The organism is Nonomuraea sp. NPDC049421, from assembly GCF_040677005.1.
GTDB lineage: Bacteria > Actinomycetota > Actinomycetes > Streptosporangiales > Streptosporangiaceae > Nonomuraea > Nonomuraea salmonea.
The window spans coordinates 173,845-189,996 of sequence record NZ_JBFAQA010000019.1 but is presented as its reverse complement, the minus strand read 5'-3'; the positions used below and the strand labels follow the sequence as shown (position 1 = coordinate 189,996).

Genomic DNA, 16,152 nt, shown 5'->3' with positions numbered 1-16,152 from the left:
ACAGGCTGTGGATGACGGCTGCCGTACGGTCGCTCCCTGTGGATGGACGTACCGAAGAGATGGCAGTGTGGGGGCATGTGCGGTAGATACGCCTCGGCGCGCAAGAAGCACGAGCTCCTCGAGGAGTTCCAGGTCGAGCAGGACGGCGACCCCGAAAAGGAGCTCGGCGCCGACTACAACGTCGCGCCCACCAAGAACGTCTACGCCGTGCTGAGCCGGGTGCCCAAGGAGGCCGCGCGGGCGGTACGGCAGCTCAGGATCGTCAAGTGGGGCCTGGTGCCGGCCTGGGCCAAGGACCCGTCGATCGGCTCCCGGCTGATCAACGCCAGGGCCGAGACGCTGGCCGAGAAGCCGTCCTATCGTCAGGCGTTCGCCAAGCGCAGGTGCCTGCTGCCGGCCGACGGCTACTTCGAGTGGATGCCGGTCGAGGGAGAAAAGAAGAAGAAGCAGCCGTACTTCATCCATCCGGCCGACGGCGGGGTGCTGGCCATGGCCGGCCTGTACGAATTCTGGAAGGACCCGTCCAGGGACGACGACGACCCGCTCAAGTGGCTGGTGACCTGCACCGTCATCACCACGGACGCCGAGGACCAGCTCGGCCGCATCCACGACAGGATGCCCATGATGATCGACAGGGACCACTGGGCGGAGTGGCTCGACCCCAAGCTCACCGACACCACGCAGGCGGGGCGGCTGCTGGTGCCCGCCGAGCCGGGACGGCTCACCGCTTACGCGGTCTCCACGGACGTCAACAACGTCCGGAACAACGGCCCCGACCTCATCAAACCCCTCCCGGAGGAGGAGGAAACCGCGCTTTTCTAAAGGTGTAAAAAGCTCGGCAAGTGGGCATCCGGTGAGGAAAGCGATGCAACCGTTCACTCGGTGTCACCGCCAACATTGCCCCTTGATCACACCGGGCGGGACATCCGGGGAGTCCTGACCGCGGGTTTGCCCCCTTCTTACCCGGAGGTGCGGATTCGTGGACGTCACGACCGCTCGTGAGCGGCTGGAAGAAATGCTCGCCGACCTCGATCGCTCGATCGGGGTCCTGCGCGGCGAGCCCGTCGGAGTACGCGACCGCTCGGCCGCCGACGCCGGCTCCGACCTGACCGACGCGGACCGGGCCCAGGCCATGCTGACCGTGGCCAACAGCCAGCGGCAGGCGATCGTCGAGGCGATCAGGCGCATCGACGAGGGCGCGTACGGCCGGTGCGTCGACTGCGCCAAGCCGGTGCCCGAGGGCAGGCTGGAGGCCCGCCCCGAGGCCGCGCGCTGCGTGCCCTGCCAGGGCAAGCGCGAACGCCGCCGCTGACCGGCGAGAAGGAGGGCGCACTCGCCGGACACGAAGAACGGCGAGGTGGGCTCACTTCTTCCGGGCGCTGGCCACCAGGTGGATGCCGACGGTGTCGTCGTCGTCGGGATGGGCTTCGAGCTCGGTGCGCACGAGGTAGTTGAGCGCCCGCGCGTCGGAGCCGAGCACGTGGTCGACCGTGGAAGGCGACAGCACCGTACGGGGCCGCATCCACTCGATCTCCAGGCCGGCGCCCTGGAGCAGCTCGCGCAGCTGCGTGCTGCTGAAGCAGCGGGTGATGCTGCCGTCGGGCCACGGCACGAGCATGACCTCGCCGGTCTGCCGCAGGTGCTGCCACTGCTCCTGCTCGGCCAGGATCGCCATGCCGAGCACCAGGGAGTCGACGCACACCAGGGCGCGCCCGCCGGGCTTGAGCACCCTGGCCACGTCGTTCATGGCGGACTCGGCCATGAGCTCGATCGACATCACGCGCTCTTCCGCGAGCACGGCGTCGACGCTCTCGTCGGGCAGGAACGCCAGATCGTCGGCGCGCACGTGGCGTACGCGGTCGGCGTCGCGCAGCCGCGACTGCCCGTCGACGGTACGGCGGAAGTCGAGCACCTCGATCACCCGGTGTCCGGCTCTGGCGGCCTGGCCTGACCATCGCCCGCGCCCGCCCGACAGGTCGAGGATGACGGAGGCTTCGGCGGGGAGCCATCGGTTGAGTTGTTCGGCGGCGACGGCGCGGTAGAAGGTCCAGTACGGCCCGAGCGTCCCTGAGCCGTTCAGTTCCTCGGCCGGAATGGGCAGCACACGCGACTCCTGGGTTCCGGAAAAAGGGCTACCAGCCGGTACGTATGACGTTCCCCGCACCGGGTCCTTCGTACCTTCTATCTTGCGGGAACAGACAAGGGCGCGGGCGTGTTGCGACGAGCATGCTCACATTGGCAGACCCCCAGCCCGCTGACCGAGTGGTCGCGAGCCAGCGGGTATCCTCCCCTGAGTACGGTGTACCGCCACAGCCGGCCACCGGTGATCTTAGGGGGGTGGGTCCGGTGCCCGCGACAGGCGCGGAGACGCTGGAGCAGCGAAGCGAGCGATTCGAGCGCGACGTCATGCCGTATCTCGAGCAGCTCTACTCCGCCGCGCTCCGGATGACCCGAAATCCCGCGGACGCGGAGGACCTGCTGCAGGAGACCTTCGCCAAGGCGTTCGCGTCGTTCCACCAGTTCCAGCAGGGCACGAACCTGAAGGCGTGGCTCTACCGGATCCTCACCAACACCTTCATCAACAGCTATCGCAAGAAGCAGCGGGAGCCGAGGCAGTCCGGCACCGAGGAGATCGAGGACTGGCAGCTGGCTCGGGCCGAGTCCCACACCTCGAGTGGCCTGAAGTCCGCCGAGGTCGAGGCGCTGGAGCACCTGCCCGACGGTGACATCAAGCAGGCGCTGGCGGCTCTGCCGGAGGAGTTCAGGATCGCGGTCTACCTGGCCGACGTCGAAGGCTTCCCCTATAAGGAGATCGCCGACATCATGGGCACTCCCATCGGCACCGTGATGTCGAGGCTGCACAGGGGACGCAGGCAGCTGCGGGGCCTCCTTGAGGACTACGCCCGCGAGCGTGGCCTGGTCCCGTCGGAGGGATCGAAATGAGCTGTGGCAAGCCGCACGACACCGACTGTCGTGAAGTGCTCGACAAGGTCTACGCCTATCTCGACGGCGAGCTGACGGAGGGGGACGTCGCCGACATCAAGGTGCACCTTGACGAGTGCAGCCCGTGCCTCAAGGAATACGACCTGGACAAGGCGATCAAGGCGCTGGTCCACAAGCACTGCGGCTGCGACCCGGTCCCGGCCGACCTGCGCTCCAAGGTGCTCGATCGCATCGCGCAAGTAAGGTCGGAGCTGGCCGACTAAGATTCACTTCATGCGCGTGTTGGTCACCGGGGGTGCCGGGTTCATCGGATCGAATCTCGTCGATCGCCTGCTGGCCGACGGCCATGAGGTCGATGTGGTCGACGACCTGTCGTCCGGCAGTCGCGACAACCTGGCAGGGGCCGCGGCCGGCGACCGGTTCCGGCTGCACGAGATGGACATCCGCGACCGCGCGCTCGTGGGGCTGATGACCGAGCTGCAGCCGGAGGTGGTCTGCCACCTGGCCGCGCAGATCAGCGTGCGCAAGAGTGTGGCCGACCCGGCGCACGACGCCAGGCTCAACGTCGAGGGCACGGCCGCGGTGCTGGCCGCGGCCCACGAGGGGCGCACGCGCAAGGTGGTGTTCGCCTCGTCGGTGGCCGTCTACGGGCGTCCTGCCACGATCCCGGTGCCGGGTGACGCGGCGACCGATCCGCGCTCGCCGTACGCGGCCTCGAAGCTGAGCGGCGAGATCTACCTCGCCACGTTCAAGGCTCTTTACGGCCTCGAATACACCACGCTGGTGCTGTCCAACGTCTACGGCCCCCGCCAGGCGCCCGAGGGCGAGGCGGGCGTGGTCTCCATCTTCACCGACGCGCTGCTCACCGGCCGGCCCACGGTCGTCTTCGGCGACGGCACCCAGACCCGCGACTACGTCTACGTCGAAGACGTGGTCGACGGCTTCGTGCGGGCGTGCGGGCCCGAGGGCAACGGCCGCCGCTTCAACCTCGGCACCGGCATCCAGACCACCGACCGCCGCCTGCACTCGCTCATCGCCGACGCGGCGGGCGCCCAGGACAAGCCCGGCTTCGCGCCGCCGCGCCCCGGCGACCTGCCCGCGATGGCGGTCGACCCGGTGCCGGCCCACGAGGGGCTCGGCTGGCAGCCCAGGGTCGACCTGGCGACCGGGGTGAAGAAGACCGTCGAGTGGGCCGCCACGCGTCGCGGCAAGTAGTGACTTGATTACGCTTTGCTTGCGATTTCCGACTCTCCCCATGCGGCCATCCCGTCTTCTGTAGCGTGAATCCCACAAGTCGACGTGGAGGCATGTGGATGTCGAAGGTTACGGTCGCCCGGCTGCTCACCGCCCTCGTGCTGATCGCCCCTGTGGTCGTGCTCATGAGCGGCGGCGTGGTGCCACCTGGGGTGTCCTGGACCTGATAACTATGGGGGGCCGCCATGCGTGATCTGCCGTGGCCCGCAAGGGTCTATCTGGTCGCCGTGATCGGTGCGGCGGCCGCTCTCATCGTTCGCGGCGTGATCGTGTCCGGCGCGCCCGTGGCCACGGAGGACCTTGACATCCTCCTGGTGCTCGCCCTGCTGTTCCTGGTCTGCGAGTCGATGCCGACGCTGCTCAACATGGAGCAGACCGCCGTGTCCGTCAGCTTCTCCGCCTCGCTGGCGGCCGTGGTGCTGATCGGACCGGAGGGGGCGGCGCTGGTCGGGCTGACCGCGATGGTCAGCGTCCGGCCGGGCCTGCCGCTGGTCAAGCGGCTGTTCAACGGCGCGCAGTTCGCCATCTGCGGCTACGCGGCGGGGCGGGTCTACGAGGCGCTCGACGGCCGGGTCGGCGTGCCCGACGTCAACGCCTTCGACGACCTCATCGGCCCGTACGTCGCCGCCACCGCCGTCTTCGTGCCGCTCAACATCGCGCTCACGCTCACCATGATCGGGCTGGCCACGCACGTGCGAGCCACCGAGATGCCGCGCCGCGGCATGGCCCAGTTCCTGCTGTCCTACCTGGGCTACGGCACGTTCGGGCTGCTCGTGGCCGGGCTGTGGGCCACGGTGGCGTCGATCTCGGCGGTGCTGGTGCTGGTGCCGCTGTTCGTGGCGCGGTGGGCGTTCGGGCAGTATCACGCGCAGCAGCGCTCGTACGACGCCACGATCGCCGCGCTCTGCCAGGCCGTCGAGACGAAGGACTACTACACCCGCGGCCACTGCACGCGCGTCTCGCACGCCTCGTCCATGATCGCGCAGGAGATCGGCATGGGCCACGAGCGGGTGCGGGCCATCCGCTACGCCGGCATGCTGCACGACGTCGGCAAGCTCGGCGTGCCCACCAAGGTGCTGCAGAAGGACGGGCCGCTGACCGAGGAGGAGTTCGCCGCGATCCAGCTCCACCCGATGCGGGGGCTGGAGATCGTGCGCGGCATCGGCTTCCTCGACGAGGCGTACGCCGGGATCATGCACCACCACGAGCGCCACGACGGCACCGGCTACCCGATGGGCCTGGCGGGCGACGAGATCCCCGAGTTCGCCAAGGTCATCGCGGTGGCCGACGCGTTCGACTCGATGACCTCCGACCGCTCCTACCGGGGGGCGCGGCCGGTGCCGGTGGCGCTCGACGAGCTGCGCAGGAGCGCGGGTACGCACTTCGACCCCGTCATGGTGGCGGCGTTCATCCGCGCGCTGGAGCGTGAGCCGTGGCAGCCGCCGCGCCGGGTCGACCCGCCGCCTCCCGAGGTCGCCGAGACACAGATCAAGGACCACGACGACCCGACCATGCCCATCCAGGTCGTGACCGGGCCATGATCACCACCGAACGCGTCAGGCCGCGGGACCGCTCGCTGCACAAGGTCCTGCGCAGGCTCGACTCGGGGCAGCTGCTGCTCATCTGCGCGGCCGGGCTGGTCGCGCTGACCGGCGTGGCGTACACCGCGGCCCAAGGGCTGAACAAGCCGGAGATCGCGGTCGGGTTCGGCGCGCTGATCGCGGTCGGCGAGCTGGCCAGGCTGACCATGCCGGGCAACAGGGAGGTGGCGCCCATCGGGGCCGCCGCCGCGCTGGGCTACACGCTGCTGCTCGACCTCAGCCAGAACCAGCTGCATCACTCGGCGCTGCAGGTCGTGGCGGTGATCGCGGTCGGCATGCTGGCAGGGGCGCTGCCGCACCTCGCCGTGGGCAGGCCGCCGCGCCTCGACGCGATGGCGCGCCGGCTGCTCACCAGCGCGCTGCTGGCCTTCGCGTTCCGGCCGCTCGCCGACCCGCTCTTCGACCTCACCAAGCCGCCCACGAGCACCTGGTGGCCGGCGCTGGCCGTGATGGTGACGCTCATCACGATCACGCTGCTCATCGACGTGCTGATCGCCGCGCTGCTGCGGGCCGAGCAGGTGCGCACCGCGTTCAGGGTGGCCGTGCGCGACGAGCTCAACATGGCCTTCCCGCTGGGCGCCGCCGTGGGCTCGTCGGGCGTGCTGCTCGCGCTCGCCACGCACAGCATGGACCTGGTGGCGCTGCTGGTGTTCGCCGCGCCGCTGCTGGTCACGCAGGTGGCCTTCCGCAAGTACGCCGGCATCCGCGCCACCTACCTGCAGACCGTACGCGCCCTGTCCAGGGTCACCGAGGTCGGCGGCTACGTCGAGCCGGGCCACTCGCGCCGGGTCAGCCGCCTGGCCGTGGCCGTCGGCAGGGAGCTGGGCATGGCCGAGCCCGAGCTGCTGGAGCTGGAGTACGCCGCGCTCATGCACGACATCGGCCAGCTCTCGCTGCGCGACCCCATCCCGGGCGGCGCGACCGTGCTGACCGAGCCGGAGCAGGCCCGGCGGATCGCCGAGCTGGGCGCCGAGGTCATCAGGCAGACCGGCGTGCTCGACCGGGTGGCCGAGGTGGTCAGCAGGCAGTGTGACGCGATCGCCGACGACCCGCCGCTGTCGAGCCGCATCATCAAGGTCGCCAACGCCTACGACGACCTGGTGGGGCCCTCGACCGATCGTGACAGGAGCGGGGCGGCGCTGGAGCGCATCCGCCTGTCGGCGGGGAGCGCGTACGATGCCCATGCGGTGGAGGCGCTGGCCCGCGTGATCGACCGCGGCCGGATCTAGCATCTACAGCCGCGCGTACGCCGCGAGGGTTTCCGGGCGTTCACTTTTGTGGGGTTCCTACAGATCGCGCTGGCCGGATCGGTGGTTTCGGGGGAAAGGGGTCAGGGCGTCGGCGGTCGTAGGGTGGTCGGCGTGCTTACTGAGACGCTCGGACCCGTTCTGATCGCCAACCGAGGAGAGATCGCGCGGCGGATCATCCGCACGGTCAAGCAACTGGGCCTGCGTGCCATCGCGGTCCACTCGGAGGCCGACGCCGACCTGCCCTTCGTCCGCGAGGCCGACGAGGCCGTGCTGCTCGGACCGGCCAACCCGGCGCAGAGCTACCTCGACGTCGCCAAGGTGCTGGAGGCGGCACGGGCGACCGGCGCGAAGGCGGTCCACCCCGGCTACGGCTTCCTCGCCGAGAACGCCGCGTTCGCCAGGGCCGTGATCGAGGCCGGCATGGTGTGGATCGGGCCGTCGCCCGAGGCCATCGACAAGATGGGCGACAAGATCAACGCCCGTAACCTCATGGAGGCCGCCGGCGTGCCGGTCGCGGCGGGCACCCGCGAGCCGGTGACCGACCTGTCGCTGGCGCTGAAGGCCGCCGAGTCCATCGGCTACCCGGTCATGGTCAAGACCGCGGGTGGCGGCGGTGGCATCGGCATGAGCGTGGCCTACGACGACGAGGGGCTGGCCAAGGCGTACGAGCAGGCCGCGCGGGCGGCGGCGCGGTTCTCGGGCGACGCGCTCGACGGGCCCGCCGTGCTGCTCGAGCGCTACATCGCGCGGGCCCGCCACGTCGAGGTGCAGATCCTCGGCCTGCCCGACGGCAGGGTCGTGGCGCTGGGCGAGCGCGACTGCTCGGTGCAGCGCCGCCACCAGAAGGTCGTCGAGGAGTCTCCTTCGCCCGGCATCAGCCCCGAGCTGCGCGAGCGCATGCTGGCGGCGGCGGTGCGGGCCGGCGAGACGGTCGGCTACGTCGGCGCGGGCACGGTCGAGTGCCTGGTCGACGCCGACGTTCAGGACTTCGTGTTCCTGGAGATGAACACCAGGCTCCAGGTGGAGCACCCGGTCACCGAGCTGGTCACCGGCCTCGACCTGGTCGAGCTGCAGCTGCGGGTGGCGGCGGGCGAGAGCCCCGAGGTGCGGCCCGAGCCGCGCGGCCACGCGATCGAGTTCCGCGTCTACGCCGAGGACCCCAAGCGGTTCTTCCCCGGCCCCGGCACGATCACGACCTGGGACGAGCCCGCGGGCGACGGCGTCCGCGTCGACTCGGGTTACACGGCGGGCAACACCGTCACGCCGTTCTACGACCCGCTGATGGCCAAGTTGTGCGTATACGGCTCGGACCGGGCAGAGGCGCTGGAGAAGGGCCGTAAGGCGGTGGCGGAGTTCGTCGTGGAGGGCCCGAAGAACAACCTGCCGTTCTGCGCGGAGCTGCTGGAGAACGCGGAGTTCGCCACCGGCGACTACGACACCGGCCTGGTCGCGCGGATGCGCGCCTGAGGCCCATGAGATTGTTGGTTCAGTGAAAGAGGGGAGTCCCGGTGGCTGAGGTACGCGCTGAGATGGTGGCGAACGTGTGGAAGGTGGTCGTCAAGGAGGGCGACACCGTCTCCGACGGCGACACGCTCGTCATCCTCGAGTCCATGAAGATGGAGATCCCGGTGATCGCCGAGGACGACGGCGTGGTGGCGCAGCTCAAGGTCGCCGAGGGAGACGTGATCCAGGAAGGCGACCTGATCGCGGTCATCGAGTAGTGCGGGCGAGGAACCTGGCACGGTCGACCACGACGCGCTCGATCGTGCCCTTGCCCACCACGGAGCCGCGCTCGTCGTGGGCCTCGAAGGCGAAGACCAGCCGCCGCCCGTCGACCTCGGTCAGCTCGACGCCGACCTGCACGCGGGTGCCGAGCGGGCTGGCGGCCAGGTGGTCGAGGGCGACGCGGGTGCCGACGGAGGTCTCGCCCGGCGCGAGGTGCCTGGCGACGGCGCGTACGGTGGCCGCCTCCGCGAGGGCGAGCAGCCTGGGCGTGGCCAGCACCGGCACTTCACCGCTGCCGATCTCCTTGGCGGTGTCGGCCATCTCGACCACGGTCGGGAGCTGGGCGCGCAGGCCTGGTGCGAGCGTCATGGGATCAGCCTACGGGCGGTGGAATGGGCCCGTTGACTTCCCGGGAAACGCGGACAAGTGCGGTTGCAAGGCCTCAGGATAGGCTTTGTACGGCTTGAGGCATTTGAGTGGCATGTGGGACAGGTGAGTCGTACACTCTCTGAGTTCCGTGACCACTGTGTTACCTCACCGCGACAAAACTTCGCTTTGTTGGAGATCCGCGGGGTGGGAGAGGTTTCGGACGTAGGGGGGTAGCGGGGGAATCATGGTGGCCCAAGGGACGACGCTGGCGGGGCGGTATCGACTGGATACCCGCATCGGCGCCGGTGGCATGGGCGAGGTGTGGCGAGGTGAGGACACCGTCCTCGCCCGCACCGTCGCCGTCAAAGTGCTGCTCCCAGGCCGCATGCAGGACCCCGGCTTCGTCGCTCGCTTCCAGGGGGAGGCGCGGGCGATGGCCACCATCAACCACTCCGGGGTCGTGGACGTCTACGACTACGGCGTCAGCGGCGACACCGTCTACCTGGTGATGAAGTTCGTCGACGGCGAGCCGCTCGACCGGCTGCTCGCCCGGCTGGGCCGCATCCCGCCGCAGGCGGCGATGGAGCTCATCGCGCAGGCCGCATCGGCTCTGCAGGCCGTCCACGACCAGGGCATCGTGCACCGCGACGTCAAGCCGGGCAACCTGCTCGTGCAGCGCGACGGCACGCTCGTCCTGACCGACTTCGGCATCGCGCGCTCCGACATCGCGAGCCGGCTCACCGACGCCGGCATGGTGCTCGGCACCGCCGCTTACTGCGCCCCCGAGCAGGCCGAAGGCGCTCCCGTCACGCCCGCCGTGGACATCTACGCGCTGGGCGTCGTCGCGTACGAGTGCCTGGTCGGCCAGCGGCCCTTCGACGGTGACAGCGCGGTCACGATCGCGCTCAAGCACATCCGCGAGGCGCCGCCGCCGCTGCCCCAGGACATCCCGCAGTCGGTGCGCACGCTCGTCGACATCGCCCTGTCGAAGGACCCGGCGCGGCGCTACCCCAACGCGCGCGCGATGAGCGAGGCCGCCAGGGCGATCGCCAGCGGGCATACCCCGGCCGCCCTGCCGGAGCCGCCCGCCAGCGCGCCCGCCACGGGGGCCACGATGGCGCCTCCGCCGGAGGCGTACCAGCAGGCCGGCCAGTCCTACCAGCAGCGCGACACCGACCCCTACCAGACCGGCGCCCGGATGGCCCACGAGGACACCGCGCTGTCCGAGCGGCGCGGCGGGAGCAGGCGTGCGGCGAAGGCGCCGCGCAGGACCGGGCTGGTCGCCGGCATCGCGGCGGCCGTCGTGCTCGGCGCCGGCGCCGGCGCGGTCGCGCTGAGCGGCATCGCCACCACTCCGGCCGAGCCGACGCAGTCCATCTCCGCCGCCGCCAACGCGGGCGACGGCAAGGAGGGCAAGCCCAAGACCAGCAAGCCCGCGAAGCCGACGACCAAGGAACCCGAGGTCACCGAGGAGCCTCAGCCCGAGCCGACCCGGGAGCAGACGGTCAACCGGCCGCACACCCCCAGGCCCTCGGTCACGAAGACCACCCCGGAGCCCACGAAGACGCCCACCACCACGCCGTCCAGCAGCCCCACGCCGTCGAAGACGCCCACCAGCACCCCGACGGACAAGAAGGTGCCGGTGCCCAACGTGGTCGGCAAGCGTTTCCTCGAAGGTCAGGGCATCATCGAGGCGGCCGGGCTCTTGCCCCGCACCGACGACCGCACCACCACCACCGACGGGCGGCGCTGCGGGCGGATCAAGCAGACCACTCCGGGCCCGGGCAAGAGGGTGGAGAAGGGCACGGAGGTCGTGCTCGTCATCGTCGACAGCGCCTGCCCCGAGGACGAGCCGCCGCCCAGCCCCACGCCGACCCCCACGCCCTCCAAGAACCAGTGACGGCTCAGACCCCCGTCGTGTTGCGGGGGTAGGCGACCTGCGGGTCCGTCGCGATGTTCACCATGTACGGGAGCCCCGAGTCGAACGCCCTTCGCAGCGCAGGCCCGATCTCCGACGGCTTGGTCACCAGCTCGCCGCCGCCGCCCAGCGCGGTCACCACCTGGTCGTAGCGGCACTGCGGCTGCAGCTCGGCCGCCACGTCGTAGCCGTACAGCAGCTGCATGGGGTGCTTCTCCAGGCCCCACATGCCGTTGTTGCCGCAGATCATGACGACGGGCAGTCTGTGGCGGACGAGGGTGTCGACGTCCATCAGCGAGAAGCCAGCGGCGCCGTCGCCGAGCAGCAGCACGACCTGTGAGGACGGCCTGGCCAGGCGGGCGGCGATGGAGTAGCCGAGGCCGGTGCCGAGACAGCCGTACGGGCCGGGGTCGAGCCAGTTGCCCGGCTGCTTCGGCTCGACGTACTTGCCCGCGTACGAGACGAAGTCGCCGCCGTCGCCGATCACCACGGCGTCGTCGTCGAGGACCTTGGCCAGCTCGCCGTAGATGCGCATGGGATGGATCGGGTCGGAGCCGGCGGCCAGCAGCTCGGCGTCGCTGGCGATGGCGGCCGCGGCCGTGTCGGACAGCTTCGTCACCCACGAGGCGTACGCGTCGGGCTTGACCCCGGCCTCCGCGCACGCCGTGCCGAGGCTCCAGAACACCACCGACAGGTCACCGGCGGCGGAGGCGGCCGGCTGCATGTGGGTGGTCAGCTGCGAGGGCGCGTCGGCGATGTGCACCACCCTGGCCAGCGGCGCACCGTCCTTGCCGCCGAACCAGCCGTAGCCGAGCCGGAAGTCGATCGGCGTGCCCACCACGATCACCAGGTCGGCCTGCCCGAACGCCATGCCCCTCGCCCGGGTCGCCAGCAGCTCGTGGCCGGAGGGCAGGATGCCGCGGCCCTGGCCGTTGGGGATGACCGGCAGCCGCCAGGTCTCCGCGAAGTCGAGGGCGGCCTCCTCCGCGCGGTCCATCCAGACGTCGGAGCCGTACACCAGGACCGGGCGCTCCGCCTCGGCCAGCAGGCGCGCGATGCTCGCCAGGTCGTCGGGGTCGGGCTCCAGCGGGGACGGCGTCTGCGTGTGCACCTCGTGCACCGGGGAGGGCGAGAACAGGTGGTCCATGTAGAAGTCGAGGAAGACCGGCCCGCGATGCGGCGCCACCGCCGTACGGAAGGCGACCTCGACGTCCTGCCCGACCGAGTCGGCGGCGCTCGCCGTGAACGCCAGCTTCGTGATCGGGTCGAGCAGCGGCGGATGGTCCATCTCCTGGAGCGCGCCGCTGCCCCAGCGCGACTGGGGCGCCCGGCCGCCGAGCACCACCACCGGTGAGCCGTTGAAGTGGGCCGTCGCCACGCCGCTCACCCCGTTGGTGATGCCGGGGCCCGCCGTCAGCACGGCCAGACCGGGGCTCCTGGTCAGCCGGGCGGTCGCCTCCGCGGCGAAGACCGCGCTCTGCTCGTGGCGTACGTCGAGGATGCGCATGCCCTCGTGCACCGCGCCGTCGTAGAGGGGGAAGACGTGCCCCCCCGACAGGGTGAACATCGTCTCGACGCCATAGGCCTTGGACACGGCGACGGCGGCGTCACCGGCGTGCTTCGCAGACTCCATGCCGGGAACTTACCAACCAGTCACCCGAGTAAACAGGTCTCGACCGACGCGTTGATCGGTCATTGGCAACAGATCGTGACCAAGCCGTCCTCGGTGGTCGCGACGATCGTCTTGGGGGAGCCGGGGGCCTGCCGGACGTCGACCGTGGTGTTGGTGCCGGTCGCGGTGACGTCGTAGGTGCCGTCGCGGCCCGCCTGCGGCGGCACGTTCACCATCACGTCGCCGGTGGTGCGGACGACGGCCTTGACCTGCGACGGCGCTCCCGCGAAGCGCAGGTCGACGTCGCCGGTGCCGACCTCGACGTCGGCCCGCTGCCCGCCGAGGTCGTCGGCGTCCACGCTGCCCGTGCCCGTGCGCGCCCACAGGTCGCCCGCGACCGCGTGCACGTCGAGGTCACCCGACACCGAGGTCAGGCGTACGTCGCCGAACAGCTCGGAAACCCCCAGACCCCCGCCCCTGGTGCTCGCGTCGAGGTTCGTCTCCGGCGGCACGAACAACGTGTAGTCGGCGTGGCAGAACGGCCCGTCGGGCTGGTCGCCTCCGGGGCAGACCGCGTCGAGCAGGAGCGTGCGGGAGCCGTCGTCCCACTCCTCCGTCACCGTCGGGCGGTCCCTGGTCCAGCGCAGCGAGCGCTCGAGCAGCAGCTCGCCCGCCTTGCCCGGCAGGACGTACAGGCCGACCCTGCCCTTGCCGGTCTTCACCCGCAGGCTCTCGCCCTCGAACGGGATGGAGCGCATCGTGACCTCCGTCGGCGTGCGCGCCCGCGCGAACCCCCGCCAGAGCACGACCGTCGAGATCGTCAGCGCGATCACCGTGGCCGCCGCGCCCGCCATCAGCCAGACCGGTCTCACGGCAGGCTCCTGATCTTCAGGAACTGCAGCACCGCCAGCACCCGCCGGTGGTCGCCCTCGGCCGGTGACAGGTCGAGCTTGGTGAAGATGTTGCCGATGTGCTTGCCCACCGCGCCCTCGCTGAGCACCAGAGCCTGCCCGATGCCGGCGTTGGAGCGGCCCTCCGCCATCAGCTGGAGCACCTCGTGCTCGCGCGGCGTCAGGCGCTCAAGCGGGTCGTTGTTGCCGCGCAGCAGCAGCTGGGAGACCACCTCGGGGTCGAGCGCGGTGCCGCCCTGCCCCACCCTGCGCAGCGCGTCGATGAACTCCGCCACGTCGGCCACCCGGTCCTTCAGCAGGTAGCCGACCCCGCCGGTCGCGGCCGAGGCCAGCAGCTGGGCGGCGTAGCGCTCCTCGACGTACTGGGAGAGCACCAGCACCGCCAGCTTCGGCTGCTGGCGGCGCAGCACCAGCGCGGCGCGCAGGCCCTCGTCGGTGTGCGTGGGCGGCATGCGCACGTCGGTGATGACCAGCTCGGGCCGATGCTCCTCGACCGCGCGCAGTAACCCCTCGGCCTCGTCAACGGCCGCCACCACCTGCATGCCGGCCGCGTCGAGCAGCCGGATCAGCCCCTCGCGCAGCAGCACGGAATCCTCTGCGAGCACTACTCGCACGGCAACTCCACCTCGATCGTCGTCGGTCCCCCGAGCGGGCTGGACAGCCGCAGGGTGCCGTCCACGGAGTCGACCCGCTGGGCCAGGCCGCGCAGCCCGGTGCCGCCGTCCATCCTCGCACCGCCGCAGCCGTCGTCCCACACGAGCAGATGCAGGCGGTCTCGCTCCCGCCGCACGCTCACCTCGGCCTTGGTGGCCGCCGCGTGCTTGGCGATGTTCGTCAGCGCCTCAGAGACGATGAAGAACGCCACCGCCTCGATCGTCGGCGTGGTCCGCCGCTCGATGTCCACGCGCAGCTTCACCGGGAACGGCGCGCGGGCCGCCACGCCCGACAGCGCCGCGTCCAGGCCCTGGTCGTTGAGCACCGCCGGATGCAGGCCGCGGACGAAGTCGCGCAGCTCCTTGAGCGCCTGCTTGGCCTCCTCGTGGGCCTGCTCGATGGCCTCGCGCGCCGGGTCGGGCAGGTCGGTCAGCGTCGCCCTGGCCAGGCCCAGGTTCATCGCCAGTGACACCAGCCGCTGCTGGGCGCCGTCGTGCAGGTCGCGCTCGATCCTGCGGCGCTCGGCGTCGGCCGCGTCGATCACGCCGGCCCGGCTCTCGGTCAGCGTCTCGATGCGCTGGCCCAGCTCGCTGCGGCTCGGGCCGAGCAGCGTACGCGCCACCGACAGGTCCAGCACCGCCATGCCGCGCGCCAGCAGCGGCGCGAGCAGCGCCAGGCTCAGGCCCACGAGCATGTAGACGAACACGACCTTGCCGTCCCTGAGGCCGAACTCGAACTCCAGCGGCGGCGGCTGTAGCTTGGGCGGCAGAAACGCCAGCAGCCCCACGACGGCGCCACCCCACGCCATCGCCACGAGGAACACGCCCACCAGGCTCACCCAGGGGGAGAGCAGGTGGTAGCAGATCTGCCGCCACGTCGCGGTGGCGCGCAGGTTCGCAGGAGAGCGTACGGGCGGGATGCGGGAGCCCAGGAACGCCTCGAACCTCGACCGCTGCACCCCCGTGAACCTCGGGACCGCCCGCACCAGCAGCGGCGGCGCCACGGCCAGGGCCAGCGTGAGCGCGCCGAGCAGCATGGCCACGGGCAGGCCCACCATCACGTGCGCCGTGTCCAGCCAGGCACGCGCCGACCAGGGACGGGGGACTTTCATGTCCTCAACGGTAATGATCGGTGGCGGGGCCGTGAAATGGGCCTGGTGTGCCGGTGGATGGTAGGGCTAACCCCACCCTTCAGGCGGTCTGGCGGAAGCGGGCCGGGTCGAAGGCGCCGCCCAGCGCGGCACTGAGGCCACGCCTGGCCACGTCCAGGAACGTCTCAGGCCCGGACAACGCACCGGCCCCGTCGGGCAGCGCGCCGGCCAGGGGGCGCGCCGCCAGCATCTCCAGGTCGGCGACGGCGGAGCGCTCCACGAGCCCGGGCGCGGCGGGCCACCGCCCGATGACGACCCCCGCGAGGTCGAGCCCCCGATGCGCGAGCGCCTCCAGGGTGAGCGCGGTGTCGTTCACCGCGCCGGCGCCGGGGCTCACCACCACGAGCACCTGGGCCCGCAACGTCCGCGCGAGGTCGGCCACGGTGGCGCCGTCCTCGTCGTAGCGATCGAGCAGCCCGCCCGTCCCCTCCACGAGCACCAGCCGGTTGCTCTCCGACAGCTCCCGCACGAGGGTGGCCGCCGCCGTCATGGACACGGGCGGCAGCCCGGCGGCCCGAGCGGCCGCGGCGGGCGGCAGCGCGTCGGGGAACCGCCCCAGCTCGAACGTCGTCCTGACCCCGGAGAGCCGCATCACCCGATCGACGTCACCGTCGTCCCCGGCGCCGGCGCCGGTCTGCGCCGCCTTGACCACGGCCACCTCGGCCTTCCGAGCGACCGCCAGCGCGGCCACCGCCGCCGTCACCACGCTCTTCCCCACACCGCTGCCGGTACCCGCGACGACGAGAACGCTCATGCCACAAGCGT

The 16,152-nt window shown here is 71.1% G+C and carries 17 protein-coding genes; 10 read left to right on the top strand and 7 right to left on the bottom strand.

Features of this window, described 5'->3' with window-relative positions; genetic code table 11:
- Positions 1–75: 75 nt before the first annotated feature.
- Positions 76–822 carry an SOS response-associated peptidase gene (locus AB0K18_RS29840; protein ID WP_364920623.1) on the top strand — a complete coding sequence of 249 codons (747 nt, stop codon included), beginning with the start codon at positions 76–78 and terminating at the stop codon, positions 820–822.
- Between the two features lie 157 nt (positions 823–979).
- On the top strand, positions 980–1,312 hold the full coding sequence (locus AB0K18_RS29835) for a TraR/DksA C4-type zinc finger protein (protein ID WP_345389631.1): 333 nt from the start codon (positions 980–982) through the stop codon (positions 1,310–1,312).
- A 51-nt stretch (positions 1,313–1,363) separates the two neighbouring features.
- Here AB0K18_RS29835 and AB0K18_RS29830 read toward each other — a convergent pair whose 3' ends face one another.
- Complete coding sequence (locus AB0K18_RS29830) at positions 1,364–2,104, bottom strand: methyltransferase domain-containing protein (RefSeq protein ID WP_355414773.1); 741 nt, start codon at positions 2,102–2,104, stop codon at positions 1,364–1,366.
- A gap of 233 nt (positions 2,105–2,337) precedes the next feature.
- Between AB0K18_RS29830 and AB0K18_RS29825 the strand changes: the two genes are divergently transcribed.
- The 7 genes from AB0K18_RS29825 (at position 2,338) to AB0K18_RS29795 (ending at position 8,769) form a co-directional block, all read left to right on the top strand.
- Positions 2,338–2,943, top strand: a complete 606-nt coding sequence (locus tag AB0K18_RS29825; protein ID WP_345389625.1) for a sigma-70 family RNA polymerase sigma factor — start codon at positions 2,338–2,340, stop codon at positions 2,941–2,943.
- Entirely contained in the window at positions 2,940–3,206 is a 267-nt protein-coding gene (gene rsrA / locus AB0K18_RS29820; protein WP_345389622.1) for a mycothiol system anti-sigma-R factor, read from the top strand. Before AB0K18_RS29825 ends, rsrA begins: the two co-directional genes overlap by 4 nt.
- Before the next feature lie 10 nt (positions 3,207–3,216).
- A complete protein-coding gene (locus AB0K18_RS29815) occupies positions 3,217–4,158 on the top strand; it encodes an NAD-dependent epimerase/dehydratase family protein (protein WP_364920618.1) in 942 nt (313 codons plus the stop codon).
- A 224-nt stretch (positions 4,159–4,382) separates the two neighbouring features.
- Complete coding sequence (locus tag AB0K18_RS29810; RefSeq protein ID WP_364920615.1) at positions 4,383–5,738, top strand: HD-GYP domain-containing protein; 1,356 nt, start codon at positions 4,383–4,385, stop codon at positions 5,736–5,738.
- Positions 5,735–7,027 carry an HD domain-containing phosphohydrolase gene (locus tag AB0K18_RS29805; protein ID WP_364920611.1) on the top strand — a complete coding sequence of 431 codons (1,293 nt, stop codon included), beginning with the start codon at positions 5,735–5,737 and terminating at the stop codon, positions 7,025–7,027. Before AB0K18_RS29810 ends, AB0K18_RS29805 begins: the two co-directional genes overlap by 4 nt.
- Before the next feature lie 132 nt (positions 7,028–7,159).
- Positions 7,160–8,515 carry a biotin carboxylase N-terminal domain-containing protein gene (locus AB0K18_RS29800; RefSeq protein ID WP_364920608.1) on the top strand — a complete coding sequence of 452 codons (1,356 nt, stop codon included), beginning with the start codon at positions 7,160–7,162 and terminating at the stop codon, positions 8,513–8,515.
- A gap of 41 nt (positions 8,516–8,556) precedes the next feature.
- On the top strand, positions 8,557–8,769 hold the full coding sequence (locus AB0K18_RS29795) for a biotin/lipoyl-binding carrier protein (protein WP_345389604.1): 213 nt from the start codon (positions 8,557–8,559) through the stop codon (positions 8,767–8,769).
- Here AB0K18_RS29795 and AB0K18_RS29790 read toward each other — a convergent pair.
- Positions 8,759–9,142 carry a hotdog domain-containing protein gene (locus AB0K18_RS29790; RefSeq protein WP_364920605.1) on the bottom strand — a complete coding sequence of 128 codons (384 nt, stop codon included), beginning with the start codon at positions 9,140–9,142 and terminating at the stop codon, positions 8,759–8,761. The genes AB0K18_RS29795 and AB0K18_RS29790 overlap by 11 nt on opposite strands.
- 244 nt (positions 9,143–9,386) lie before the next feature.
- Here AB0K18_RS29790 and AB0K18_RS29785 point away from each other — a divergent pair, with 244 nt between their 5' ends.
- Positions 9,387–11,042 carry a protein kinase gene (locus AB0K18_RS29785; protein WP_364920601.1) on the top strand — a complete coding sequence of 552 codons (1,656 nt, stop codon included), beginning with the start codon at positions 9,387–9,389 and terminating at the stop codon, positions 11,040–11,042.
- Between the two features lie 4 nt (positions 11,043–11,046).
- Here the strand turns inward: AB0K18_RS29785 and AB0K18_RS29780 are convergent, their stop codons facing one another.
- From AB0K18_RS29780 to AB0K18_RS29760, 5 genes are all read right to left on the bottom strand, one after another.
- Positions 11,047–12,693, bottom strand: coding sequence for an acetolactate synthase (locus tag AB0K18_RS29780; protein ID WP_364920598.1), 1,647 nt, complete (start codon positions 12,691–12,693; stop codon positions 11,047–11,049).
- A 59-nt stretch (positions 12,694–12,752) separates the two neighbouring features.
- Positions 12,753–13,544 carry a hypothetical protein gene (locus AB0K18_RS29775; protein WP_364920597.1) on the bottom strand — a complete coding sequence of 264 codons (792 nt, stop codon included), beginning with the start codon at positions 13,542–13,544 and terminating at the stop codon, positions 12,753–12,755.
- Entirely contained in the window at positions 13,541–14,197 is a 657-nt protein-coding gene (locus tag AB0K18_RS29770) for a response regulator transcription factor (RefSeq protein WP_364920595.1), read from the bottom strand. The genes AB0K18_RS29775 and AB0K18_RS29770 overlap by 4 nt, the downstream gene beginning before the upstream one ends.
- Entirely contained in the window at positions 14,188–15,348 is a 1,161-nt protein-coding gene (locus AB0K18_RS29765; RefSeq protein WP_364920594.1) for a histidine kinase, read from the bottom strand. The genes AB0K18_RS29770 and AB0K18_RS29765 overlap by 10 nt, the downstream gene beginning before the upstream one ends.
- A 79-nt stretch (positions 15,349–15,427) precedes the next feature.
- The gene (locus AB0K18_RS29760; protein WP_364920592.1) at positions 15,428–16,141 is read right to left on the bottom strand and encodes a dethiobiotin synthase; all 714 of its coding nucleotides are present in this window, start codon (positions 16,139–16,141) and stop codon (positions 15,428–15,430) included.
- Positions 16,142–16,152: the final 11 nt, after the last annotated feature.